General features: G+C 64.9%; 22 protein-coding genes and 1 tRNA gene. 12 read left to right on the top strand and 11 right to left on the bottom strand.

Annotated features, from left to right (window positions below):
• The first annotated feature begins 18 nt into the window (after window positions 1-18).
• Together AC5P5M_RS05680 and AC5P5M_RS05675 are read left to right on the top strand one after the other, a co-directional pair.
• Entirely contained in the window at window positions 19-1731 is a 1713-nt protein-coding gene (locus tag AC5P5M_RS05680; RefSeq protein WP_495205643.1) for a glycosyltransferase family 39 protein, read from the top strand.
• A 143-nt stretch (window positions 1732-1874) separates the two neighbouring features.
• Complete coding sequence (locus tag AC5P5M_RS05675) at window positions 1875-3140, top strand: O-antigen ligase family protein (RefSeq protein ID WP_495205718.1); 1266 nt, start codon at window positions 1875-1877, stop codon at window positions 3138-3140.
• 140 nt (window positions 3141-3280) lie between these two features.
• Here the strand turns inward: AC5P5M_RS05675 and AC5P5M_RS05670 are convergent, their stop codons facing one another.
• Window positions 3281-4087, bottom strand: coding sequence for a glycosyltransferase family 2 protein (locus AC5P5M_RS05670; RefSeq protein WP_164151326.1), 807 nt, complete (start codon window positions 4085-4087; stop codon window positions 3281-3283).
• Here AC5P5M_RS05670 and AC5P5M_RS05665 point away from each other — a divergent pair.
• Window positions 4086-5144 (top strand): CDP-glycerol glycerophosphotransferase family protein, encoded by a 1059-nt coding sequence (locus AC5P5M_RS05665; RefSeq protein WP_164151324.1) that lies wholly within the window; start codon window positions 4086-4088, stop codon window positions 5142-5144. The genes AC5P5M_RS05670 and AC5P5M_RS05665 overlap by 2 nt on opposite strands.
• Window positions 5145-5244: 100 nt before the next feature.
• On the opposite strand, the gene AC5P5M_RS05660 is transcribed toward AC5P5M_RS05665, so the two are convergent.
• The 4 genes from AC5P5M_RS05660 to AC5P5M_RS05645 form a co-directional block, all read right to left on the bottom strand.
• Window positions 5245-6768 (bottom strand): PH domain-containing protein, encoded by a 1524-nt coding sequence (locus AC5P5M_RS05660; protein ID WP_164151322.1) that lies wholly within the window; start codon window positions 6766-6768, stop codon window positions 5245-5247.
• Window positions 6765-7265, bottom strand: a complete 501-nt coding sequence (locus tag AC5P5M_RS05655; RefSeq protein WP_053517123.1) for a PH domain-containing protein — start codon at window positions 7263-7265, stop codon at window positions 6765-6767. Before AC5P5M_RS05655 ends, AC5P5M_RS05660 begins: the two co-directional genes overlap by 4 nt.
• A 74-nt stretch (window positions 7266-7339) precedes the next feature.
• Window positions 7340-8476: a GTP cyclohydrolase II RibA gene (gene ribA, locus AC5P5M_RS05650; RefSeq protein ID WP_065174455.1), complete on the bottom strand. Its 1137-nt coding sequence runs from the start codon at window positions 8474-8476 to the stop codon at window positions 7340-7342.
• A 74-nt stretch (window positions 8477-8550) separates the two neighbouring features.
• Complete coding sequence (locus AC5P5M_RS05645; protein WP_495205642.1) at window positions 8551-9471, bottom strand: lauroyl acyltransferase; 921 nt, start codon at window positions 9469-9471, stop codon at window positions 8551-8553.
• A 61-nt stretch (window positions 9472-9532) separates the two neighbouring features.
• Here AC5P5M_RS05645 and dtd point away from each other — a divergent pair, with 61 nt between their 5' ends.
• The 5 genes from dtd (at window position 9533) to AC5P5M_RS05620 (ending at window position 15163) form a co-directional block, all read left to right on the top strand.
• Complete coding sequence (dtd, locus tag AC5P5M_RS05640; protein WP_053517128.1) at window positions 9533-9973, top strand: D-aminoacyl-tRNA deacylase; 441 nt, start codon at window positions 9533-9535, stop codon at window positions 9971-9973.
• A gap of 92 nt (window positions 9974-10065) precedes the next feature.
• Window positions 10066-11919 carry an RNA polymerase sigma factor RpoD gene (rpoD, locus tag AC5P5M_RS05635; protein ID WP_053517130.1) on the top strand — a complete coding sequence of 618 codons (1854 nt, stop codon included), beginning with the start codon at window positions 10066-10068 and terminating at the stop codon, window positions 11917-11919.
• 196 nt (window positions 11920-12115) lie between these two features.
• Window positions 12116-13516, top strand: a complete 1401-nt coding sequence (gene yjjJ, locus AC5P5M_RS05630; RefSeq protein WP_081284367.1) for a type II toxin-antitoxin system HipA family toxin YjjJ — start codon at window positions 12116-12118, stop codon at window positions 13514-13516.
• A 65-nt stretch (window positions 13517-13581) separates the two neighbouring features.
• A tRNA-Ile gene (locus tag AC5P5M_RS05625) sits at window positions 13582-13657 on the top strand.
• 489 nt (window positions 13658-14146) lie between these two features.
• Window positions 14147-15163 carry a hypothetical protein gene (locus AC5P5M_RS05620; RefSeq protein WP_401736514.1) on the top strand — a complete coding sequence of 339 codons (1017 nt, stop codon included), beginning with the start codon at window positions 14147-14149 and terminating at the stop codon, window positions 15161-15163.
• Window positions 15164-15616: 453 nt separating this feature from the next.
• Here the strand turns inward: AC5P5M_RS05620 and AC5P5M_RS05615 are convergent, their stop codons facing one another.
• Window positions 15617-17062, bottom strand: coding sequence for a DUF8370 family protein (locus AC5P5M_RS05615; protein WP_460134016.1), 1446 nt, complete (start codon window positions 17060-17062; stop codon window positions 15617-15619).
• A gap of 545 nt (window positions 17063-17607) precedes the next feature.
• Here AC5P5M_RS05615 and AC5P5M_RS05610 point away from each other — a divergent pair.
• Window positions 17608-18567: a hypothetical protein gene (locus tag AC5P5M_RS05610; RefSeq protein WP_197572334.1), complete on the top strand. Its 960-nt coding sequence runs from the start codon at window positions 17608-17610 to the stop codon at window positions 18565-18567.
• Window positions 18568-18757: 190 nt separating this feature from the next.
• On the opposite strand, the gene AC5P5M_RS05605 is transcribed toward AC5P5M_RS05610, so the two are convergent.
• Window positions 18758-19696: a LysR family transcriptional regulator gene (locus AC5P5M_RS05605; protein WP_495205641.1), complete on the bottom strand. Its 939-nt coding sequence runs from the start codon at window positions 19694-19696 to the stop codon at window positions 18758-18760.
• A gap of 99 nt (window positions 19697-19795) precedes the next feature.
• Between AC5P5M_RS05605 and AC5P5M_RS05600 the strand changes: the two genes are divergently transcribed.
• Both AC5P5M_RS05600 and AC5P5M_RS05595 read left to right on the top strand, forming a co-directional pair.
• Complete coding sequence (locus AC5P5M_RS05600; RefSeq protein ID WP_495205640.1) at window positions 19796-20122, top strand: nuclear transport factor 2 family protein; 327 nt, start codon at window positions 19796-19798, stop codon at window positions 20120-20122.
• On the top strand, window positions 20119-20901 hold the full coding sequence (locus tag AC5P5M_RS05595) for an SDR family oxidoreductase (RefSeq protein ID WP_495205639.1): 783 nt from the start codon (window positions 20119-20121) through the stop codon (window positions 20899-20901). The genes AC5P5M_RS05600 and AC5P5M_RS05595 overlap by 4 nt, the downstream gene beginning before the upstream one ends.
• Window positions 20902-20926: 25 nt before the next feature.
• Here the strand turns inward: AC5P5M_RS05595 and AC5P5M_RS05590 are convergent, their stop codons facing one another.
• Both AC5P5M_RS05590 and AC5P5M_RS05585 read right to left on the bottom strand, forming a co-directional pair.
• Window positions 20927-21544 (bottom strand): hypothetical protein, encoded by a 618-nt coding sequence (locus AC5P5M_RS05590; protein ID WP_495205638.1) that lies wholly within the window; start codon window positions 21542-21544, stop codon window positions 20927-20929.
• A gap of 178 nt (window positions 21545-21722) precedes the next feature.
• Window positions 21723-22115 (bottom strand): DoxX family protein, encoded by a 393-nt coding sequence (locus tag AC5P5M_RS05585; protein ID WP_065174465.1) that lies wholly within the window; start codon window positions 22113-22115, stop codon window positions 21723-21725.
• Window positions 22116-22298: 183 nt separating this feature from the next.
• On the opposite strand from AC5P5M_RS05585, the gene AC5P5M_RS05580 reads away from it, so the two are divergent.
• Window positions 22299-22706, top strand: coding sequence for a hypothetical protein (locus tag AC5P5M_RS05580; RefSeq protein WP_065174466.1), 408 nt, complete (start codon window positions 22299-22301; stop codon window positions 22704-22706).
• Between the two features lie 52 nt (window positions 22707-22758).
• On the opposite strand, the gene AC5P5M_RS05575 is transcribed toward AC5P5M_RS05580, so the two are convergent.
• The gene (locus tag AC5P5M_RS05575) at window positions 22759-23514 is read right to left on the bottom strand and encodes an SDR family oxidoreductase (protein ID WP_111186237.1); all 756 of its coding nucleotides are present in this window, start codon (window positions 23512-23514) and stop codon (window positions 22759-22761) included.
• A gap of 251 nt (window positions 23515-23765) precedes the next feature.
• Entirely contained in the window at window positions 23766-24407 is a 642-nt protein-coding gene (locus tag AC5P5M_RS05570; protein WP_065181604.1) for a glutathione S-transferase family protein, read from the bottom strand.
• Window positions 24408-24425: the final 18 nt, after the last annotated feature.

Genomic DNA, 24425 nt, shown 5'->3' with positions numbered 1-24425 from the left:
GCTGCCGTTCAAGTCCTCATGCTGAAAACCCGCGCGTCGCGAGAGACGTGGTTGTTCGTGGTGATGGCCCTGCTGGTGCTGGGGGCTGGACTCGGCCTGCGCGATCCCTGGCCGTCGGATGAGCCGCGCTTCGCGCTCGTCGCCAAGCAGATGGTGGACAGCGGTCACTGGTTGTTCCCGCATCGCGGCCTGGAGCTGTACTCGGACAAGCCGCCGATGCTGATGTGGTGGCAGGCCACGCTCTATCACCTGATCGGCGATTGGCGGCTGGCGTTCCTGCTGCCCTCGCTGATCGCCGCGCTGGGCACGTTGTGGTGCGTGGTCGATCTCGGCGGTCGGCTGTGGACGCGACGCGTCGGCCTGTACGCAGGCTGGGCACTGCTGTTCGCACTGCAGTTCACCTTCCAGGCGAAGAAGGCACAGATCGATCCGCTGGTGGTGCTGTTCATCACCCTGGCCAACTACGGGCTGCTGCGCCACCTGCTGCTGGGCCCGGCATGGCGCTGGTGGTGGCTGGGCTGGTTCTTCGCCGGGATCGGCGTCATCACCAAGGGCGTGGGTGTGATCGCCCTGCTGATGCTCGTTCCGGCCGTGATCGGCTCGGCGCTGCGGTGGAACGGTGTGCGCCTGCATGCGCGCGACCTGCGCTTCTGGCTGGCGCCGCTGGCGTTCCTGCTGGCCGTGGCGCTGTGGCTGCTGCCGATGGTGCTGGCGGCGCTGGCGACCGGGCTGGACGAGTACCGCGCCTACATGGACGACATCCTGTTCCAGCAGACCGCAGGGCGTTATGCCCAGTCCTGGGACCATCACCAGCCGTGGTGGTACTTCCTGGCGATCATGCCGTCGATGTGGCTTCCCGCGTTCCTGGCACTGCCGTGGGCGATTCCGGCCTGGCGCCGCCGGCTGCAGCGACGCGACGCGCGCTACCTGCTTCTGCTGGGGTGGTGGTTGCTGATCGTGCTGTTCTTCTCGATTCCCGAGGGCAAGCGCGATGTGTACATTCTCCCTGCGCTGCCGATGTTCTGCCTGGCCCTGGCGCCGCTGCTGCCCGGCCTTCTGCGTCGTCGCGACGTGCAGGCACTGCTGGGGCTGTTCACGCTGGCCCTGGCGCTCGGCACGCTGCTGGCAGGCGCACTGGCATTGCTGGGCGAGCCGGGATTTGAGTCGAGGCTGGAGCACGAACGTGGTCTGGCACCGGGCGTGATGGATGCGTTGGCCTGGGCGGCGCTGGCGATGGGCGCCTGCGGTGTGGCCAGCCTGTTGCTGTCTGGCCGTGGCCGGCGTCATCTGGCCATGGTGTCGACCCTGGCCACGGTGTGGGTGCTGTACAGCCTGGTGGGCTACCCGCTGTTGAACGATTCGGGTTCGGCGCGGGGCCTGATGCGCCATGTGGGGGAGCGCATCGGCCCGCAGGCCGAGTTGGGCCTGGTGGCCTGGAAGGAACAGAACCTGCTGATGGCCGATCGACCGGCGGCCACGTTCGGCTTCAACACACCCTGGGATGAACAACTGCAGGCGGCGACGCGCTGGCAGCGGCTGGTGCCGGCGCGGCGCTGGCTGCTGGTGCAGGAGGACGCCCTGTTGCCGTGCGTGGACCGCGACCGGGCCGAACCGGCGGGCGTGGCCAATCGTCGACGCTGGTGGCTGGTGCCGGCGGAGGCGGTGGTCGCGCCCTGCCGGGCCAGCGATCGCGAGCGCGAACGTGAACGGCGTTTGCAGGAACGGGGATAACGACCTGTGTCCACGCTTGTCCAGACTGCCCAACAGGCGACAAAGGCAGTAAAACAGCACACTGGGAGTGGCCGTTGTGGCCGCCCCCGTTCTTCCCGCACACCCGCAGCGAAACTTCCGACGTGCCAGCTCCACCGGACAACCTGAACCCCGCGGCCGGCGACCTGCCGGGTGCCCCCGTCGGCGGTCGGCAGCGCACGGCGCACTGGCTGGCGCAGATCGGTCTGTTCTGCCTTCCGGCGCTGGTGCTGACCGTGCCGATCAACCTGCTTCCGTATGGCCTGTTGCTGCTGGCCAGCACGCTGCTGGCGCCGGAACTGTTGTGGCGCGCCCGGCACATGGGCGGGCAGCCGGTGAAGGTGCTGACCTGGCTGATGCTCGCGGTGCTGGCACTGGGCCTGCTGTCGGTGCTGTTGTTCGAGCAGGGGCTGCGCGATGTCGACAACCGCTCGCGCTTCGTGGTGATCCCCTGGATCGCCCTGTGGGTCTGCGCGTTGCGCCCGGACCTGCGCTGGCTCTGGCGTGGCGCGCTGGCCGGGCTGCTGGTCACCTTCGCGATGTCGCTGTGGCAGGTACTGCAGGGGGCTCCGCGTGCGGAGCTGTTCACCAACGCCATCGTGCTGGCCGACATCGTGATGGTGCTGATGGTGCTGCTGGTGTTCTGCCGACCTTCGCGACGCTGGTCGCTGGTGATCGTCGGCATGGCGGCCGGCTGTGGAACCATCGTGTTGACCGGCAGCCGTGGCGTGTTCGCGGCGTTGCTGGCTCTGCTGGTGGTGCTGGCGCTGAGCCTGCGCTGGCGGACCGGCACCGCCCGCCTGTCGGTGCTGGCAGGCATGCTGGCGATTGGCGCCACCCTGCTGCTGTCGGTGCCCGAGCTGCGTCACCAGGTGCGGCTGAGCGAGCTGCACAGCGACGTGCAGCGCATGGAGCAGGGCGACAGCGACTCTTCCGCCGGTGCCCGCGTGGAGCGTCTGCAGGTTGCCTGGGATACCTTCCTGGACCACCCGCTGGTCGGTGTCGGAATCGGCCACTTCGATGACGCGATGCAGCGTGTGCCGGTCTGCCGCGAGAACCCGGACGAACAGCGCTGCCACCTTGGCCATGCCCATAACGACGTGGCCGAATGGGCCGCCACCCAGGGCATGCCCGGCCTGCTGCTGCTGCTGGCGGTGTATGGCGTTCCGCTGTGGGTGTTCGTGCGCCTGCATCGGCGCAGCGGGCGCAGTACGTTCCGCGGGCCTGCCGCGGCCGGGATCATGATCGTGACCACGTACGTGCTGTGCGGGCTGACCCAGTCGATGTTCGCGCACCAGATGACGGCCAGCTTCTACGTCACCATCGTCGGCCTGCTGGCCGGGTTGTCGATCCTGGAAGGTGCCCGCCACCGCGGGGCCAACGCGGGTTGACACCCCGCCGCCGGGCATGGCCCGGCGCTACCCCTGCACCGCCATGCCCGGCGCACGCAGGTGCACGGGAGCGGTCGCGCCGGCCATGCCCGGCGGATGCAGGTGCGCGGGAGCGGTAGCGCCGGGCCATGCCCGGCGGATCAGGGCTGCGGCGGGTCGGCCACCGCCTGACCGTTGCCGAGCATCCACAGCATGATGGTCTTCTGCCGCACGTAGTTGGCACGCACGTAGGCATAGACCAGGCCGTGCCAACCATCGCGGAAACCGCCGCGGAAAATGAATCCCCGCCAGAAGCGCCAGGCCGGTGCCAGCACCAGCTTGCCCAGGGTGGCGCGCTTGCCGCGTGCGAACTCGTGCTCGGCCATCATCCGCGCGTACTTCTCGGTCTTGGCCAGTTGCTGCTGCAGCGAGCGGTAGGGGTAGTGGATGAGGTCGCCGCGCAGGGTGCCGACGCTGCCATCGACGCTGGCGGCCTCGTGGATCTCACGGGTGCCGCGCCAGCCGCCGCGGCGGCGGTCGAACAGGCGCATCACTCGGTCCGGATAGGCGTTGCCGTGGCGCAGGAAGCGGCCGAAATACTCTGAAAGGCGGGCGAAGCGGTAGCCCGCGTGGCCGCTGAATCCCCCCTCGCGGGCCTGTTCGATGGAGGCGCGCAGTTCCGGGCTGATGCGCTCGTCGGCATCCAGGCACACCACCCAGTCATATGCTGCCTGCTCGACGCAGAACGCCTTCTGGCTGCGGAAGCCATCGAACGGCCGCTGCAGCACGCGGGCACCGGCGGCCTCGGCGATGGCCACGGTGGCGTCGCTGGAATACGAGTCCACCACGATGATCTCGTCGCAGAAGGCCAGCGAGGCCAGGCAGTCGCCGATGCGGCCGGCCTCGTTGAACGCGATAATGCACGCCGAGATGCGAGGCCGTTCGATGGGAGCGGTCGTGGAGGACATGATGGCCGGGTACCTGTTGTTTGCGACGGAGCGCTATGCGCTGCCTATTCTCGCCCCGTTGGCGCAGGCCTTGCACGCGTCCGGGCAGGAGGTGGCTGCCTGGTTCGAAGGTGGCGCCGCCGGCAGCCAGTTGCCGGGCGTGCCCGTGATCGGCCTGAAGCAGGCCCTGGCGATGCGCCCGCGCGCGGTGTACAGCGCGGCCAACTGGGTGCCGACGTTCCTGTCCGGTGCCAAGGTGCAGCTGTTCCATGGCTTCAACGTGGAGAAGCGCGACAGCGCACGTGGCCATTTCCGGGTACGCGGGATGTTCGACCTGTACTGCACCCAGGGCCCGGCCACCACCGCGCCGTTCCGCGACATCGCCGCCCTGCAGGGTCACTTCGCGGTGGCCGAGACCGGCTGGCCGAAGCTGGACCCGCTGTTCCGCGACGATGGTGGCGAAAGCGCCGCGCTGCGCGCAGCGGCGGGCGGTCGTCCGGTGATCCTGTTCGGCTCGACCTTCACCGAGCGGCTCAGCGCCGCCCCGCACCTGCATGCGCAGATCGCCGCCGACATCGCGGCCGGGGAACGCTACTGGCTGCTGACCCTGCACCCGAAGTGCCCGCCGGAGCTGTTCGAGCGTTACCGTGCGCTGGCCGGCGCCAATGCCCGCTTCATCGAACCGGAGCAGGTCATGGCCGCACAGCGCGCCGCTGATGTGCTGGTGTCCGATACGTCTTCGATCGTTTCGGAGTTCATCGTCCAGCACAAGCCGGTGGTGACCTTCCGCAACCGCGTCCCGAAACCGCACATGATCGATTTCGACGTGCCGGCGCAGTTGCCCGTCATGCTGCAGCGCGCGCTGCACCCGGATGCCGCCCTGCAGGCGGAGATCGTGCGCTATGCCGACGCGATCCATCCGTACCGTGACGGCCGCTCCAGTGAGCGGGTGATTGCCGCAACCGAGGATTTCCTATCCGGCGAGATGGGCCCGCTGCGCCGCAAACCCTTCGGCAGCTGGATGCGTGACCTGCAGATCCGCAGGGATCTGGGCTACTGGGGGCCATCACAGCGGTGATCGGGGGATGTAGAGCCGAGCCCACGCTCGGCTGTGGCAAGCCGAGCATGGGCTCGGCTCTATAGTAGATCCACGCCAGGCGTGGAAGGGCGGCAACGGATCACCAGCGCAGCTTGCGGCGCGGCAGCGCGGCGGCCAGCTGCGCCATCAGTGCCCGTGCCTGTGCGTGCGGCAGGTAATGCAGCGCCAGGGCCACATCACCATGCGCGCCTGCGGTGTCCAGCTGCAGGCTGGCCGTGCCCAGCAGCCTGTCCAGCGGTGAGCGCTGCAGGCGCAGGCCCTGCAGCTTGTCCAGTTCCGCCCAGCGCCACCAGCGCCTCCACCATCCGCCGCGCACCGCGACGTAGCGATCATCCAGATGCCAGCCCATGCGCGCCATCTGCCGATGGGCGACCCACAGCGCGACCGGCAGCCAGCCCAGCACCAGCAGGCCGGGTGTTCCCCAGCGCCAGTACATCGCGGCGGCCAGCAACGGCACCAGCAGTACGCTGCCCAGGCATAACCGCCACCAGCCGCGCTGCGGCACCGGCTGCCAGTGCGCGGGCGGCCACTGCAGCTGAGGCAGCAGGCGCTGCACCAGATGATCGCAGTCGGCGGCCGGTGCCAGCGGCGCGAGTTCGCGCAGCGCCCGATCTTCCTCGCGGGTGGGGCCGCCGGCAGCGCTGTCAATCTGCAGCTGGCGCCGCCCGAACCAGCGTTGCAGGGTGCCTTCACGCAGGGTCCAGGCCTGGATGCGCCGGCGCGCCACGCTGCTGCGCGTGCGGCTGAGCAGGCCTGCCGCGACCGTCAGCCGGTGTTCCTGCTCGGTCAGGGTGAAGCCGGCATAGCGCAGCAGGGCCAGCACCACCGACAGCAGGCGCATCAGCAGCCAGCCTGCGACCAGCACCAGCGCGGCCAGGATCAGCAGGCCGGCAAGGCCCTCGTGCAGCTGGCTGGCGTAGCCGAACGCCTCGCGTCCTCCGCTGGAGATCACGCCGTCCAGCGAACGGCGCGGGATCACCTGCAGCAGCGCACCGATGGCGGCGGCGAACAGCACCCAGCCGCGGTTGGACAGCAGGCCAAGCCGGATCACTTCGGCAGTGGACATGCGCAGCAGCACTTCATCGGTCGGGTCGGCGGTGGCAGCCGGTGCGTTGCCAGGCGCCTTTCCGCGCTGCTTCACCAACTGCTCCAGTGCCAGTGCCTGGTCCAACCGCAGCACCCGCATCTCTGCCTCCGGGCGCACGCCGCCGGCCGACTCCAGGCGCAGCTCGGCCACGCCGAACAGCCGGTGCAACGGGTTCTGCCGCACTTCCACGTTGTGGATGCGGGCGAAGGGAATTTCCCGGCGGTTGCGCGCAAGCAGCCCGCTGCGCACGGTGATCGCATCACTGCCGATGCGGTAGCGGTAGCTCAGGTACTGCAGCACCGAGACCACCACCAGCGCGGCGATGGCCAGCAGCGGCATCAGCTGCGCCCACAGCGGGTCGCGGTCGCCGCGCTGGCCGAACACCAGCAGCGCGACCAGCGGCAGGAAGTAGTGCCGCAGCTGCATCAGCAGCACGAACAGCCATGACCAGGGGTGCAGGCGCTGTTCGTCGCCGCCGCGTGGCAGCGGGGGCGGCAGGGGCGGTGGCTGGCTCACAGGGCGTCGGCGTCCTGATCGAGCTGGTGGGCCAGGGTGTCGCGCAGGCGTTCGGCGTCGGCATCATCCAGGCCGCTGACAGTCACGGCACTGAGGCGGGTGCCTGCGGTGTGCACGATCAGCGTCGCCAGGCCGGCACGCCGCTCCAGCGGACCACGGCGCAGATCCAGGTGCTGCACGCGCGAGACCGGTACCTGCGTTTCGGTCTGCCACATCAGGTCCCTGCGCAGGCCCAGGCCCTGTGCGTCCAGGCGCCAGCGTGTGCGGGTCAGGCGGCGATGGCCCAGCCACGCGCCGAACAGGGCGCCGACCAGCAGGCCCGACGCTGCACCCCACAGCCCGGCAGGCAGATCGAAGAACCACCACGCGGCCGCCAGCGGTGCGCCTGGCACGAACAGTCCACCGAATGCGCCTTCCAGCGCAGCCAGGCGTGCGGCGCGGGCCGGCAGCGGCTGCCAGTCGTTGATGGGCACAGCAGGAAGAGGCTGGTCGGTCACACGGGCTCCGTCGGGCGGCAGGGCAGGCGGGGCGGCCGCAGCCGCACCGCGCAGACGGTAGCAGGTCGGGCGCGCTACTGCGCCGCCTGGATCAGTGCATCGACATCGAGCAGATGGCCGGCACGGTCGGCCTTGGTGCGCAGGTAGTGTTCGTTCTCGGCCGTGATCTCGCCAGTGACCGGGATGCAGTCCAGCACTTCGATGCCGGCATTGCGCAGGCGCTGTGCCTTGGTCGGATTGTTGCTGAGCAGGGCCACGCGGCTGATGCCCAGGCCGCGCAGCATCGCCACGGCGCTGCCATAGCGTCGCTCATCGGCGCCGAAGCCCAGTTGTGCATCGGCGTCGATCGTGTCCAGCCCGTCGTGCTGGTAGCCATAGGCGCGCATCTTTGCAGCGATGCCCGTTCCCCGGCCTTCCTGGTCCAGATACAGCAGCACGCCGCCGCCCAGTTCCTTCAGTTTGCGCAGACCGCGTCGCAGCTGGTCCCCGCAGTCGCACTTGAGCGAACCGAACAGGTCGCCGGTCAGGCACGAGGAGTGCACGCGTACCGGCACCACGGCAGACAGGTCCGGGTCGCCGACGATGATCGCCACCTGGTCGCGTTGTGCAACGCCGCCGCGGAACACCGCGAAGGTGGTCATGCCGACATCGCGCAGCGGTACCGGCGAACGGGCGACCAGCTCATAGTCGTGGGCGGCGTGCGCCGCACCTTCGGCCAGGTCGCACAGGGCGACGTCGGCGGCGCCGTCGAAGGTCGCATCATCCACATCCAAGCGCACCGCGACCATGGCCGGCAGCAGCAGGCCCAGGCGGGCCAGTTCAACCGCGCCGGCATCGAAGGCATCGCCTGCGGTCCAGTGAGCCGGCATCGGCCCGGGCTCGCGCAGGTAGCCCAGCGTCGGCAGGGCGTCGAAGGCGATACCGGCCAGCGGCAGGCGCACACCGTCAGGTGCCTCCACCCCCAGCACGCGGGCGCGGGTCGCCGTCAGGAACAGGTAATGACGCTCGCGCGCTGCGCTGGCAAAGGCGGCAAAGCTGCTGGCGGTGGCGCTGTCCAGCGCGATCACGGCCAGGCGTTGGCCCTGGCCGTCGTGAAGCAGGACCGGGCGACCGGCGCGCAGTTCCGCGACCGCGCGCTCGCAGCGGATCGCGGCCGGGTCGCCGAACAGGGAGGAGGCAGCAGGCATGGCAGGACCGGGGGAGGCGGACATCGCAGTCTCTATGGGGGCGCCGGCGTCGTATTCAACGTGCTGCGGCCGCCGGTCGCAGGGCGGCACGGTGGGACTCAGTGCGGGTGTTCCTCGGTCGCGTAGGGATCATCCTCGCCGCTGCCCGGTGGCCGCAGCGTATAGCGCTTGTAGGTCCACTGGTACTGCGCCGGATCGCGGCGGGCGATGCGTTCGATCCCGGCGTTGAGGGCGGTGGCCGCAGTCTGCGGGTCCGGGTCGGCCACTGCGGGGTCGGCCGGCTCGACGTGCAGGGCGAATTCCATGTCCGGCCCAATGCGCTCGCACCAGCCATACAGGACGATGGCGCCGGTGCGTTCGGCCAGGCGGTTGACCAGGGTCATGGTCAGCGCCGGCACACCGAAGAACGGAACGAACACGCCGTCACCGGCCTTCGGCTGCTGGTCCGGCAGGATGCCGGTGGCGCCACCATCCTTGAGTACCTTGAACAACTGGCGCACCGCCGGGCCCTCGGCGCGCACCTGCTGCACGTTCTGGCCACCCCGCACCAGCTGCAGGAACGCGTCGCTGGCTTCATCCTCCGGCGGCTTGTAGACGATGGCGATCTGTCCGCGCGAGGCCAGCCACTGGTTCAGCAGCTCCCAGTTGCCGAAGTGCGGCGCGGCCACGATCACGCCCCTGCCGCTGGCCAGCGCCGCGGCATACAGCGCTTCACCGTGACGCTGCTTCAGGTGCAGGCGCAGGTTCTCGGCCGGCGGGCGGCTCCACAGGCGCAGGGTCTCGATGGCCTGCAGGGCGGTGGAGCGCAGCAGATCACGATGCAGGCGCTCGCGCGCGACGGGGTCCAGATCCGGGTAGGCCAGCTCCAGGTTGCGGCGGGTGACGCGACTCTCACGGGCGTTGAGACGGATCCAGGCCCAGGCCAGGGCCTGCGCGACGCCGCGCAGCAGCGGCCAGGGCAGGCGCGTGAACAGGGTGGTGGCGCGATAGGCCAGCCGGGCTTTGCGTTGCGGGTTCATCCACGCAAGTTTAGCCAAGGGCGCTGCTATCGTGGCCGGCCCCCTGACCGGAAACCCACAGATGCTCGTCCTGATCCAACGCGTCAGCCAGGCCGCCGTCCACGTCGATGGCGAGGCCGTCGGCCAGATCGGCCCTGGCCTGCTGGCCTTGGTGGGGATGGAGCCGGGCGACACCGAGCCGCAGCTGCAGCGCATGGCCGAGCGCCTGCTGGGCTACCGGGTGTTTGCCGATGAAGCCGGGAAGATGAACCGCTCGCTGCGCGATACCGGCGGCGGCCTGCTGCTGGTCAGCCAGTTCACCCTGGCGGCCGACACCCGGTCGGGCATGCGCCCCAGCTTCACCACTGCGGCGCCGCCGGCCGAGGCTGAACGCGGGTTCAATCGATTTGTCGACATCTGCCGTGAAAATCACGCGCCAGGGGTGGAAACGGGCCGCTTTGGTGCCCATATGATCGTCAGCCTGGTCAATGATGGTCCCGTGACCTTCCTTCTCAGGCCCTGAAGCCGCCGGGACCACCGCCCGGCAGGCGGGGCCCCGGGCTGGTATAATGCTACGTTCCCTATTTCCTACCCAGCCGGTGGCGCGAGCACTACATGGCCAACGAACGTCCTGCCCAATCCGAAATCAAGCAACTGATCAGCAAGGGCCTGGAACAGGGCTACCTGACCTACGCCGAAGTCAATGACCATCTGCCGGACGACATGGTCGATCCGGAACAGATCGAAGACATCATCGGCATGATCAACGGCATGGGCATTGATGTCCATGAAGTTGCGCCGGATGTGGAGACTCTCCTCCTCAACGACGGCAACACCGGCAACCGCGAAGTCGACGACACCGCGGCCGAAGAAGCCGCTGCCGCGCTGAGCGCGCTCGACACCGAAGGTGGCCGTACCACCGACCCGGTGCGCATGTACATGCGCGAAATGGGTACCGTCGAGCTGCTGACCCGCGAAGGCGAAATCGCCATCGCCAAGCGCATCGAAGAAGGCCTGGGCCAGGTGCAGGCCGCACTGGGCCAGTTCCCGGTGTCGGTCGAATCGCTGCTGTCCGATTACGAAGCCCACAAGGAAGGCAAGAAGCGCCTGGCCGAAGTGATCGTCGGCTTCAACGACCTGACCGACGAAGAGCCGGCTCCGCCGGCGGCCGCCGCCGATGACAGCGACGATGCCGACGCCGAAGCCGACGAGGACGAGGACGATGATGTCGACGGCGCCGATGAGGAAGCCGCACCGACCGGTCCGGACCCGGAGGAAGTCGCCGCGCGCATGCAGGCGCTGAGCGATGCCTTCAATGCCTTCAAGAAGGCCGCCGGCAAGGGCGACAAGAAGAACCTGCCGCGCCTGCGCGAAGAGATGTCGGCCGTGTTCGTCACCCTGAAGCTGCCGCTGCCGCTGACCGACGTGCTGACCAAGCAGCTGCGCGACACCATGGCCGAGATCAAGAGCCATGAGCGCCGCGTGCTGAACCTGGCCACCGTCACCGCGCGCATGCCGCGCAAGGATTTCATCCGCTCCTGGGAAGGCAACCAGACCAACCTGGAGTGGGTGGAAGACGCACTGAAGCGCAAGCAGAAGTGGTCGTCGGCGCTGCGTGAGGTGAAGGACCAGATCATTGCCGAACAGCAGGCCACGATCGACATCGAAAAGCTGACCCAGCTGGACCTGGAAGAGCTGAAGGAAATCAGCCGTGCCATGGCCTACGGTGAAGCCAAGGCGCGCAAGGCCAAGAAGGAGATGGTCGAGGCCAACCTGCGCCTGGTGATCTCGATCGCCAAGAAGTACACCAACCGTGGCCTGCAGTTCCTCGACCTGATCCAGGAAGGCAACATCGGCCTGATGAAGGCCGTGGACAAGTTCGAGTACCGCCGCGGCTACAAGTTCTCCACGTATGCGACCTGGTGGATCCGCCAGGCCATCACCCGCTCGATCGCCGACCAGGCGCGCACCATCCGTATTCCGGTGCACATGATCGAGACGATCAACAAGTTGAACCGCATTTCCCGCCAGATGCTCCAGCAGTACGGCCGCGAGGCCACGCCGGAGGAGCTGGCCAAGGAAATGGACATGCCGGAAGACAAGATCCGCAAGGTGATGAAGATCGCCAAGGAGCCGATCTCGATGGAAACCCCGATCGGCGACGACGAGGATTCCCATCTGGGCGACTTCATCGAGGACACCAATGTGGAGTCCCCGATCGAGAACACCACCAACATCAATCTGTCTGAAACCGTGCGTGACGTGCTGGCCGGCCTCACCCCGAGGGAAGCCAAGGTGCTGCGCATGCGCTTCGGCATCGACATGAACACCGACCACACGCTCGAAGAGGTCGGCAAGCAGTTCGACGTGACCCGCGAGCGCATCCGCCAGATCGAAGCAAAGGCGCTGCGCAAGCTGCGTCACCCGAGCCGCTCGGAACAGCTGCGCAGCTTCCTGGATATCGATTGATTCCAGCGGTTGTGTCGTGAACTGGAAAACCCCGCTTCGGCGGGGTTTTCTTTTTTCGTAAATTAATTCGTAATTTAATTCAGGTGGTGAAACGGCGTGGCCCTATGGTAATCAATGGATTGCGTTGACCGGAGCCTTGCGCATCGCCTCACCATGTGGCAAGAATACGTAAATTAACTCGTAACGATATTGGTGCATGGCCCGTCCCCGCACTCACCTGGTCAACGACCTGCTGGAGCGCCTGCCCCCCGGGCAGGTGGTGCCGGCGGCCGATCTTCTGGCGGGCCTTGGGATCACTCGCCCGACCCTGGGGCGGCTGGTCGCCGACGCGGGAGGCGCGGTGGTGCGGCTGGGCCGCACCCGGGCCACTGCCTACGCCCAGCGCCAGGACACCCCCGCCGGCAGCGAATGGCCTCTCTTCCGCATGCGCGAAGATGGTCGTCTGGAAGAGCTGGGGCAGGTCGTGGCACTGCGCGGCGACACCTTCTACGTTCAGACGCAAGGGGATCGTCCGAATCTTGTCCGCCCGCCCGAGGGCGACATCATGGGTCACTTCCCGGGCCTGCCCTGGTATCTGGATGACCTGAGGCCACAGGGATTCCTGGGAAGAACGTTCGCCCACCGACGCGGACGTGAGCTTGGCCTCCCTGAGGACATCAACCGCTGGCAGCTTGGCGACACCCTTCAGGCGCTGGTGCGCGCAGGTGGTACCGATGTCGGCAATCTGCTGCTGGGCGGGGACGCGGTTTCGTCTGCTCTTGCGACGATGGACACACCGCCGGACCGCGTGCGCAGCGAGGATCGGCAGCAGCGCTATCCCGAATGGGCAACTGCTGCGCTGGAAGGCGAAGATGTCGGCTCCTCGCCCGGCGGCGAACAGCCCAAGTTCACCGCGACGGTCGAGCACGATGGCGGCCGCTATGCCGCGCTGGTGAAGTTCGCCCTGCCGGGCGCGGGGGAGGCTGCCGAGCGGTGGGCAGACCTGTTGGTCTGCGAGCATCTGGCGCTTGAGGTTCTGCGCGAGGCGGGTGTATCTGCAGCAGAATCGTCGCTCATACAGACCGACAGCCACACCTTCCTGGAGGTGAAGCGGTTTGACCGCTCGCCGGGCACACTGGGACGGCGTGGATTCGTGTCGCTGTTGGCCCTGTCCTCGGCGTATGTGGGTGACGTAACCATGGATTGGGGGCAGGCGGGTGAGCAGTTGCTGGCGCAGCGGTGGATCCATCAGGAGACCGCAACCGCCCTGTCGCGGCTGCACGCCTTTGGGCAATTGATTGGCAATACCGATATGCATCAGGGCAACGTCGGCTTCCATCTGCTGGATCGGGGGGCGTTGCCGCTTGCCCCTGCCTACGACATGCTGCCGATGTCCCTGGCCCCCTCGCGAACGGGCGTTCTGCGGGCGACAACGCCGCTTCCCCCGGTCGCACCACGGCGCGCAGGCCAGTTGGATCACCTGCAATGGGCGGCTCCGCTCGCGGTAGATTTCTGGGAGCGGGTTGCAGCGTCTGGCCTGCTGCGCTCCAAGGTGCTGCTGGAAGTGGCCGGACAGAATGCGGCTCGGGTCCGGGCCATGGGCAATCGTTTCGGCTGAGGCACACTTCTGCGGCCGGTCGGTGGCGAGAGAAGGCCAGACTCAACTACACTTTCCCGTTGCGCGGGCCTATAGCTCAACGGTTAGAGCAGAGGACTCATAATCCTTTGGTTCCAGGTTCGAATCCTGGTGGGCCCACCACATTCTCAGCGCAACCGCACCTCCTGTTCCTCCTAGCATAAGGTGTCCGCTTTGGCCAACTTATGATGGTGAAACAACCATGAGGTGGCTATCCCATTAGTTCGGGGCAGGCCCATCCCTTGGCAGCCGAATCATCTGGTAGACAACATCGTGTCGACGAAAGGTCGGCCGTAGTGGGGCTGACTTGCATACATTGCGGATGCGCCCCTCCAACTGTCCTGTGAGAACAGGGGCGGATCACCCCTCCTACATCTGCCTGGCGCGAAGGGCTTAGCACGGAACCTTGCACTGGCAGCATGGATCCAATTTTGGCGACCGCTAAAGTCGGGGAATTGCCTTTGGTATAACACCTATGGGATGGGGGCTCACTGTTGGAGGCAGCTTTCCTTCCTACCTTGGGGGCAGGTGCGCGGAAGATGGGATCCATCATCGAAATCATAAAGCGTCGGCTACGTTAGTGACTGCGCGACGCGATAGGGGACATTGGGGATGATTCGCGAACTCTGTGATCACATTGACCAGCTGGATCTTGCTCTTGATCAGCTTGCATTGAAGGACAGGAACTTCGACCGCTTCGCCATCATGCTTGTGGACAACGTTGTGGAGCTGGCTCTCCATCAGTATGCCAAGCATAAGAAGCTCTTTGGAAGCCGGTGGTTCGATGACACTGAGAGCAGAGTCAATGATCGAGTTCTTGAGGCAGCTTTGGGTCAAGACTTTGATGCGAAGGTGACCCTCGCGCTACAAACAGGACTCATCACTGCACCGTGGAGTCGTTCAATAAACTGGCTTCACTCCTTCCGGAATAGCTCTTACCATGCTGGGCTGCGGCACGAAGGAATATTGCACTCGCTCGCCAACTTCTACTTGGTAACCTGCTGTGATCTTCTGGTGGCATACAAGCCATCCAGCTGGAGTTACGGTTCCCAACAAACCATATCCCACCGGGCCGCAAAGTACCTTGGGCACACCGATGGTCTTCGGATGCTATTCGACGCCGCCGAGCTCTTTGAGGCAGCTTGGAAGCGAATTCGGGTTGTGGCGGTAAATATGAAGTGCAATATGATCGCGGACTTAGTGCGGGATATGTCCCGGACCATCGACGAAGCGGACGAACAGATCAAATTTGTTGCAACCAACTCTCCCCGCAGGGGGGAATACTCGCGTCGTCAGGTTGTCATTGATGCGCAGGTATGGCCGCTTGCCTTCTCCGAAGAGGGAGTGGAGTACGCAAGGAAAAATGGTTACACCGGGAGACTGGTTCAGGGGCCAGCATTGGCGACGTGGCTTGAAGGTAACTTCAGGGGGCCATCCACGGTAGATCCAATCCCAGGGTGGAAGAGGCGTCTTCGCTCGCTCTCGGAAGAAAAGGACGAGCATGCTGCGCTAGATAAGTACTGTAACTTCATTCGGCAGACGCAGGCACTGCGGGATGCATTGTCCGACCAAGAAGCCCGCCTTGATCAGTACATTCAAGAGCAGGTCGATATTATGCGAGGAAAATAGTGGGTGCGCGTCCCGGCGGCATTTCGCACCGATGCGTCGGAGGTGCGAAAACTAACCGCCACGTTCCAGCCCAAGGGGGCGTGATGAAGTCTGCCGATCCTGAAATGGTGTGTGTCGCTTTGTTCGCCAGCCAGTTCGTGCCGTAGATCTCTGGCTTGAAGCCGCTGATGGTGATCGATTGCACCGGGCACGGAGGAGACTGCTAGAGAATCTAGTGATCGACCAAACGCCGCGACGCCAAAATGGGTTCGCAGCTTTCGTCCCACTATCGGGCATCCATGTCACGCCACTGTCTCGATGCGCCAGAAGTCCTCGCCACTGGTCGCCCGGATAGCTTGACCGATATCACCGAGATCAAGCCCCAGCAGGGCAAGCTGTATCTGTGCATCGTGCGGTATCTGTACGACCAGCGCGTTGTGGGCTGCTCGCAGTGGTGTGTGCCGTGGTGGGAGGCTATGAGATGAGTGCCTTGAATTGTTGATACAACAACGTCTCACCATATCCGTACATGAGTGCCTGCCGTTGCTTAATCAACTTGGTTAGATCGATGTCGTCCAGTACGAGAATGAAGCCGCGCTGGTCGTTGGCTGTGTCCTTGCATCGCTTCAGCAGCAGGGCTTTGTCTTCGACAGACCGGACTACAAGGATGCCGAGCTTTCCCCTGGAAGGCGAGAATCGGCCGGCCAGTTGGTCGACCTCTGGGTTCCCAATCTCTTTGCCATAGTTCTTACATTCGACGAAGACATGGGAGGCGGGATGATTTCTAGCAACCCAACTGAAGAACCCATCTTTAGCATCGTTTACGTAGGTAATGTCGATGCGCTTTCTGCCCTCATGAATTTTGTCCTGCTTCACCGGGAACGCCAGCGCGGGGTAGAGCAGTGCAGAGAGGAGCTTCTCGATCGCATTCTCATAGGCCGAGGCTTCTTTGTGGCCGGGGGCAAGTGATGTGACATCTTCCAGTAGTGCGTCGAAGTTTGGCGTAGGCGCATTCTCAATCGCCGCAAGCGCGCTATGATCAAGAGGCCGCGATGGCGCTGCGCTCTTTGTCTCCCTGTACTTCGTCAAAGCTTGAGGGTGCTCGCCGGTCAGTTGGGCAGAGGCCAGTTTGTCGGCGCCGTATAGGTCATAAAGATCGGTCTTGTAAACCTTCTTAGTGCCCTTGTTATTTTTGCCTTTCAGAACGTGCACAAATGACGAATTGATATCTTTGTGGTGCTGCTGAAGAACAGGCATCAAGAAGTGGCGGTAGTACTCTTGGTGGCCATAGGTCTGTTTTACGCGCGCGATGATCTTCGGGATCAGGATGAGTGATCCGTGTTTTGTCATTGGCAGCTCAATCAGGTCACTTTCCCATTTTTCGTCGCGTGTGTTCCATACCGGTCCTGAATCGACCCCCGGCGTGAGCGGAATGCCGTAGTAATTGCAAGCTTGCTGCGTGTACTGGATCAGCGGGCCACGAATGATGTTGCAAACGGCATCTGAGAGCATATCGGGACCTATGCCGTCCACAAACAGGATCGTGTCTTCAAGGTCGTGGAGCACGCCAGTCACTGCTGCCTTGCTCTTCACTAAAGACTCCCAGATCTTCTCCGCGGATACCGCGCCTAGAGCGCTGCCACGGGACCTGTCCTTTGAGTATCCTATGTGGAACTCGTTCCTCTCGTTGAGGCAAGCAAGAAGTTGCTTAGCTCGATCGTGATTTTCCTTGCGGATTGCCGTGAGGACGGACTCAAAGTAGCTCTGAAGAAGAGAAATACAGTGGTGTCCCCACTCTGTTTGCAATGAACGCAGGGCAGCTGGGTCCACGAAGACGGGAATGTCTTTATCGATGTGGACATCGAGAAAATCGAGTGTTGCCTGATTTCGCCCCAACTTGAAATAGCGAGATACGAGCATTCCTTAGCCCCCCTGTTGGCTCTACTACGGCCTACTTTACATGTATCTGTCTCGGCTTGTGCGGTCGCTCGGCGCGAGGCAGTAAGCGCATCAATAGGGAGGAAGCGGACCATGCATAAAGTCCGAATCATTGCGTGCGTCCACTAGGGCTACCCACAGTTAAAGCGCGATACCCAGAGTGGCGCTCCCATCGGCGATCCGGACGTGAGCGCGGCTGCTGTATTGCCATGGACTCTCAGATGGGAGGCTTGGGCGGGCTCTGTATAAGGAGTCACGCTACACGCTGCGTCTACTAGTTCTTCGAATCAAGAGGTGGTCAGCGTCCCTTGGGAGCCGACTCCGCTCCTGTCGTACATCACGCGGCACTAGTTGAGGGCGGGTTGATCGGGACCACGGTTTCACGGGGCTGGGGGGATCTAGATGCTCGAGTCCCGCGGGCATATACGCGCCACTGGCTGGACTGTTGGAGGGCCTGGTGCCTGTCGGGCCCATAGCCAACAGAAGGCGGGGGCGGCAGAATGCGCAACCCCTTGGGAGGTTCGGCCATGAAATCGAGCGTCATCCTGCCTATCGCTCTAGGTACCCGCGTCCGCTACGTGAAGCTCGGACCCAAAGGTTGCTGGGAAGATGAGGCGATAGAGAAGGGACTGTTGCTCATCGACTTCGATACCGGAAGTCCCGAAACGTACAGGATGTGTCGCGAGGCGCGATGGTCGGATCTGGCGAAGGACTGGGCACTTTCGAAAGCAAAAGGCGTTGCTACGCGGTTTACCAATGAGACTCGTACATATTTCGAGGACCAAGGCGAGATCTTATGGGTAACTTTTGCTCATGACCGCCTCTATTGGGGCTTCGTCGCGGAAGGTGTGCCCGAGATTTACATGCCCTCCAATCCTAAGTCGACGAGTACCTCTCGCAAGATCGCCGGGGGATGGAGTGACCGCGACCAGCTGGGTGTTCAGTTATCGAAGAGAAGCCTGCCAGGATCGATCACCGCCGCCGCGTCATTCCGAGGTACTTCGTTCGATCTGAGCGACAATGATGCGGCTCGCCTCATCCAGAGGATAAATGGAGCGATAGATCCGCAGATCCAACGAGTTCGGACGGCACAGGAAGATCTGCGGGATTCACTTGGGAAGGTCGTCCAGCGACTCGATCCCAAGGACTTCGAAACGCTGGTGGACATGATGTTTCTTGCGGCGGGGTGGAGGCGTTTGGGGCGAGTCGGGAGTACTGAGAAGACCAAGGATCTTGATCTCCAAATGCCTGTCACCGGCGAAACCGCCTGGGTACAAATCAAGTGCGCCACTAGCGTTGGGGTTTTCAATCGCTACTTGAAAGATAACGAGAAAATGGGGCAGTACGACAGAATGTTCTTCGTGTATCACACCGGCGAAGAGATAAGGTCCGATCAGGAGAATGTCGACGTGCTCGGGCTGAGGAAGATTGTTGATATGGTCATCAGTGGAGGCTTTGTCGACTGGGTGCTGGAGCGCGCTCAATAGTTGCAGCTCCAAGCCTGGAGCTTTGGTGTCCTCTGTCTCTGCGCCTGTATGTTAGCCAGTGCCGGAGTGGCATTCATTCTTTCCTCTGCCTTGAGCTGAAAGGGCCGGCTTCGTATCCGGTCGATTCATTATTCTTCGAGGTAGCGCGTACCCACCGGCGGACACCTTTTGCTTCCCTAGGGCGGTCAACTTATGCTTTCAGGAACACCTCCGTCTGCTTCCCTTCATCGAATGGCCCTTGATCCAGAAGACAGTCGATGAAGGCGCCCAGCAGGGCGGGTCGATGCTGCCGGCTCGGGTAGTAGAGGAACAGCCCGGGGCGCGAGATCGACCAGTCCGACAGGACCCGGACCAGCCGCCCCTGGGCCAGCAGTTCGCCTACGCCGTCCTGCTCGAAGTGATAGGCAATGCCGAGCCCACCCAGCGCAGCAGCAATGCCGACGTCAGCGTGATTGGTGATGACAGGGCCATCGACGGCTACATCGAGCCGATGCCCCTGCTTCTCGAACTCCCAGCGATAGTGCCTGCCATCCATCTCGAGTCGCCAGTTGATGCACGCGTGTTCGTGCAGCTCGGCCGGCGAGGTGGGGGTGCCTCGACGTGAGAGGTAGTCGGGGGATGCCACCGCCATCATCTTCATGTCGGGAGTGAGGCGGACGGCAACCATGTCCTTTTCGAGCTGGCCGCCGACGCGGATGCCTGCATCAAAGCGGCCCCGGACGATATCGGCCAGCGCATCGTCGACCACGATGTCGAGCACGACATCAGGATGCGCGCGATGGAAGCGCGCAAGCCGTGGGGCGATGACCGTCCTTGCCGCGATGCCCAGCGTGTTGATGCGCAGCGTACCGCTCATCCGCCCCGTCGCCTCACCGGCATCCGCCACTGCAGCAGCCATCTCCCGGAACAGCGGGGCGATGCGCCTGTAGAGCAGTTCGCCCGTTGCCGAGGGTGCGACGCTGCGCGTGGTGCGATTCAGAAGGCGGGCGCCGATGCGACCTTCGAGCTGGCGGATCGTCTGGCTCAGCGCCGAAGGCGACAGGCCAAGATGCTCTGCGGCTCGCGCAAAACTCTGACGCTCCACGATGGCAACAAAGGCCCTGAGTTCAGCAAAGTCGGATCCGCGCATTATGTACTCGTTTCTAAAGAGCCCATCCGGATTCTAGGATATTCAATAAATTAGCCTGGGTGCGCATCCTACGGGCCATCCACCCGAGGAGACAGAAACGTGAGCGCCTTGACCCTTCCCGAGCCCATTGCGGCGTACTTCGCGGCAGAGCAGAACCCGGACGCCTTGACGCAGTGCTTCACGGCACACGCGGTGATGAAGGACGACGGACATACCTACGTGGGCATCGACGCCATCAAGGCGTTCATGGCCGAGGCAACGGCCCGGTACCACGCGACGAGTGTGCCGTTTGCCATCGAGCGGCAGGGCGACATCCACAGGGTGCAGGCCGACGTCACCGGTGACTTTCCCGGCAGCCCGACGGTTCTGACGTACCGCTTTCGACTGGAGCGCGGCCGGATCGCATCGCTGGAGATCACGGCATGAACTTCGACCTCCAACTGAAGGACCTGAGGGCAGTGGTCACAGGAGGAACGCTGGGACTGGGGGCTGCCGTTGTGAAAACCCTGACGGAGGCCGGAGCGCGCGTGACGACGTCCGCGCGTACGGTTCCCGCCCAGCCGCGCGAGGGCGTCACCTACGTCGCTGCCGACCTGTCGACCGCAGAAGGCACGGATCACCTTGCGCAGGCCGTCCTCCGGCAGTGGGGAGGTGTGGACATCGTGATCAATGTGCTCGGAGGCTCGAACACGCCCGGTGGTGGCTTCGCTGCCATTAGCGATGCGCACTGGTTCGCCGAGCTGAACCTGAATCTCATGTCCGCGGTGCGCCTGGACCGTGCACTGCTGCCCACGATGCTGCACCAGGGTTCGGGCGTGGTGATCCATGTCAGCTCCATCCAGCGCGTGCTGCCGCTGCCGGAGTCCACTACTGCGTACGCTGCGGCAAAGAGCGCTCTCACCACGTACAGCAAGTCGCTTGCCAGAGAGGTGACGCCCAAGGGCGTGCGCGTACTGAGCGTTGCGCCGGGCTGGATCGAGACCGAGGCGTCCGTGGCGTTCGCGGCGAGGATGGCCGCAGAGGCCGGAACGGATTACGAAGGTGGCAGGAAGATCGTGATGGATTGGCTGGGCGGGATTCCGGTGGGTCGACCTGCCAAGCCACAGGAGGTGGCCGACCTGATCGCTTTCCTGGCCTCCCCGCGCTCCGCGTCGATCGCAGGGACGGAGTATCGGATCGATGGGGGTACGGTCCCCACCGTGTGATGAACGGGCTTGGCGTCGGCCACCCTTACTGGATCGCTGATGCGCTCCGGCTGACCGGCCCGGGCGCTGTCGGCAGCCGCTCGAAGGCAACGACCCGGCGCGAGAGCCATGGCCAGAACATCCGCCTGCGCAACAGCAGGCCGCGCACCTCATCCAGGCTTGCATGGAGCAGGCCGATGCGGTGCGCCAGCTCCTCCAGCGTACTGTCGGGCAGGCGCGCGAAGCCCTCCTGCTCGATATGCCAGTTGTCGGCGTACTCGATCAGCTGCACGCAGCGCATCTCCAGATGGATACGAGTGTGGATCACATCCCAGTCGATCAGCTCGTGCGTTGGAATCTGACGCAGCGAGTTGAGCATGTCCATGCCGCAGGTGCGGTGGTAGCGATACAGCTGTGTGTCGCCGGATCGATCCGTGGCCAGCTTCGCCGCCTGCAGGAACTGGAAGAGGGTGATGCCGCACAGTGTCAGCGAGGTGGTGATGCGGCGCTGGGTCTGCGCGCGGGACATCTGCCAGGGCACATAGATGGCAGCGAAGCCGATCACCTCTGCCACCATCACCTGTGACCAGTCCGCCCATTCGCCGACCGGCAGGCAGGGACGGCCGATGATCCAGGGGCAGAAGGTATCCACCGTGTCGCTCATGCAGGACCTTGCGCGTTGCCGATCTGGAGCACCACGTAATCACAGGCCCGCCGATGCAGGCAAGGCAGGGGCCCGCAACCGGCGCGGTGTCGGGCGCCGGCGCAGATCGCGAAGGCGGGGGAGCGGTGAAAAACGACACGCTGCCACCCCCGTCAGCCTCAGATGGACGAGGGTGCCCTCATCCGCGACGCCGGCGACCATCGATGCTGTAGCGGCCGGCGCCGGTGCAGGCCAGCAGAATGAAGCCACCGGCGATGCCCATGTTCTTCAGGAACATGATCTGCTGGGTGGGATCGTTGAACTGGTGATGGAAGATGAAGGCGGTCACCAGGCTGAAGGCGGCCAGGACCGCGGCGACCAGACGGGTCTGGAAGCCCAGCAGGATGCACAGGCCGGTAATGATCTCGAATGCGATGGTCGGCCACAGCAGGATGCCGGGCACGCCCATCGTCTCCATGTAGCTCTGTGTGCCGGCCAGGTTGCCGAGTTTGCCAAGGCCGGAGACCAGGAACAGCAGCATCAGCAGTACGCGTGCAACGAGGATGGCAAGGGGAGGCGATGAGTGGTTCACGTCGATATCCTCAGGCGGAGACAGGCAGGGTGGCCGTGCGCGAGGGCACAGGAGATGGGCCGATCGGACTCCAGAGCCGGTGAAGCCCGCGTTGAGAGCATTGCGGGCACAGGGCTGCGGGGTGGGGTCATACGGCGCGTTTCACGCTACCCTGCGCGGGTCCGGCGACGAAGGAGGCACAGGATGGCAGACGATGGCGGCATGACGATTCCAGCGAAGACCCTGTACATCGCAGGCGCCGTGGCTGTGCTGGTGAGCCTGCTGGCGTGGTCGGTGGAGTGGAGCGGGCTGGCCTACGTCTGTCCCTATTGCCGTGTGCAGCGCACGGTCATCGGCGTGCTGGGGGTGCTGACCCTGTTCGCGCGGCCCGGCGGCATCGTCGTGCCCTGGCTCTCCTTCTCCGCGGGAGGCTTCGCGTTCGTGGTGGCGGCGATGCAGCACTTCAACGGCTGGAAGCGCATTTCCTCAGGCAGCTTCAGCTTCAACGCGCAGTGGTACATCGACCCGTGGTTGCTGTCGGGATGCGCGATGCTGATCCTGGTCGCGCAGTTGATGCTGGTGCAGGCGGCCTGCCGGCGCAGCGCGCGCTGAAGCCACCGCCGGCGTCTGCCGGCGGCGGCCTACATTGCATTCCGTGCCTGCGCTAGGCTGGATTCATCAGTGCGAAGAGCGTGTCGTAGGTGCCATCGCGTTCGGCCCAGCGTCGTGCCTGGTCCGGCTCCAGCAGCAGCTCTCCCCGCGGGTGGTCCCCGCGCTCGAGCTTCAGCAGAACCTGCTGCACGTACTCCTGCACGGGCATCGCGCGCGGGTCGGTCGCCTGCGCCTCACCCGTCAGTCCGGTCTGCACATACGGGGGCGACAGTTCCAGCACCTCCACCGGCAGATGGCGAAGCTGATGACGCAGCGATACCAGCCACGAATGCAGGAACGCCTTGCTGGCGCAGTAGGTCGGGAAGCTGGCCAGTGGCAGGAAGGCGAGCGCAGAACCGGTGGCCATCAAGGTGGCGCTGCGTTGTTGTGTCAGCAACGGCAGGAACGTGGCCACGGTGCGGAGCAGCCCCAGGATGTTGGTGTCGATGATGGCTTCGGCATCGAAGTCGTCCCAGTGGCCGCTGGCCAGGTTTTCCGGGCGGGAGATGCCCGCGTTGGCGATGAGCACGTTGAGGCTGGGGAAGCGGGCATGGACGATCTCGGCCAGGTCCGCCAGTGATGCAGGATCGCCCAGCTCCAGCGGCAGGGCGACGAGGCCCGGGCGCTGCTCGCCGATCGCCTGCAGCAGTGCCCGGTCGCGGCCGGTGATGATGACCTGGTTGCCGCGGTCGTGGAGCGCCTCGGCCAATGCACGGCCGATGCCGCGGCTGCCGCCGGTGATGAGGATGGTGTTGCCGGTGAGGTTCATGGGAGTGCCTTTCCAGAGGGTCTTGGGAAAGGCCACGGCGTGATGCATCCACTCCCGCAGGAGCGAAGGGCAGGGCAGTACCGTGGCGCCTGTCGCCCGGGTTTCCTCTGCTGAGGCCCTCCCGGCTGTGGGCGCGTTGGATGACGATAACGCCTGCGGCAGCGCCGTTCCGGGGCTGCGGCGCAGACTGTAGGCGCAGCCAGGTGAGGCGTCAACCGTGTCGGCGCATCGGGGTCCCGCCCGATGCAGGGCTACCGGCTCTGGAAGACCGCCCGCTGGGCGGCGAATGCGCGCTGGTAGGCAGGGCGTTCCGTGGCCCGCGCCAGGTAGGCGGCCAGCGTCGGATACCCGCCGATCATGCCGCTGCTTTGAAGACGCAGCAGCACCGCCACCATCATCAGGTCGCCAACGCTGAATTCGTCCTCCAGCCAGGTCCTGTCGCCCAACCATGCCGACAGCTGGGACAGACGTGCGTGCACGCGCTCGTCCAGCATCACCTGCCGCTGCGCATACCAGGGCTGCTCGCGTTCCAGCAGCCATGCCATGGATCGCTCGACGATGGGCGGCTCGACGGTGTTCAGCGCAGCGAACATCCACATGATCGCGCGCATGCGGGCGCTGTCCCCGGCCGGCAGCAGGCCGCGATGGCGCTCGGCCAGGTGCAGCAGGATCGCGCCGGATTCGAACAGCACCCGCTCGCCTTCCTGGTAGGTGGGGATCTGCCCGAAGGGGTGGCGCGCCAGATGGGCCGGCTGCTTCATCTCGGCAAAGGACAGCAGCTGGACGTCATAGGCCACGCCCAGTTCTTCCAGTGCCCAGCGCACGCGCATGTCGCGGGCCAGGCCCTGGCCGCGATCGGGCGAGGTGGCGAAGGCAGTGAGGATCGGGGTCATCGGAGGTGCTCCGGCCGG

It is taken from the genome of Stenotrophomonas sp. YJH_SMC_106-19, assembly GCF_059368375.1.
Note: the sequence above shows the minus strand (reverse complement) of the source record. Positions and strands in the feature narration are given on the sequence as shown.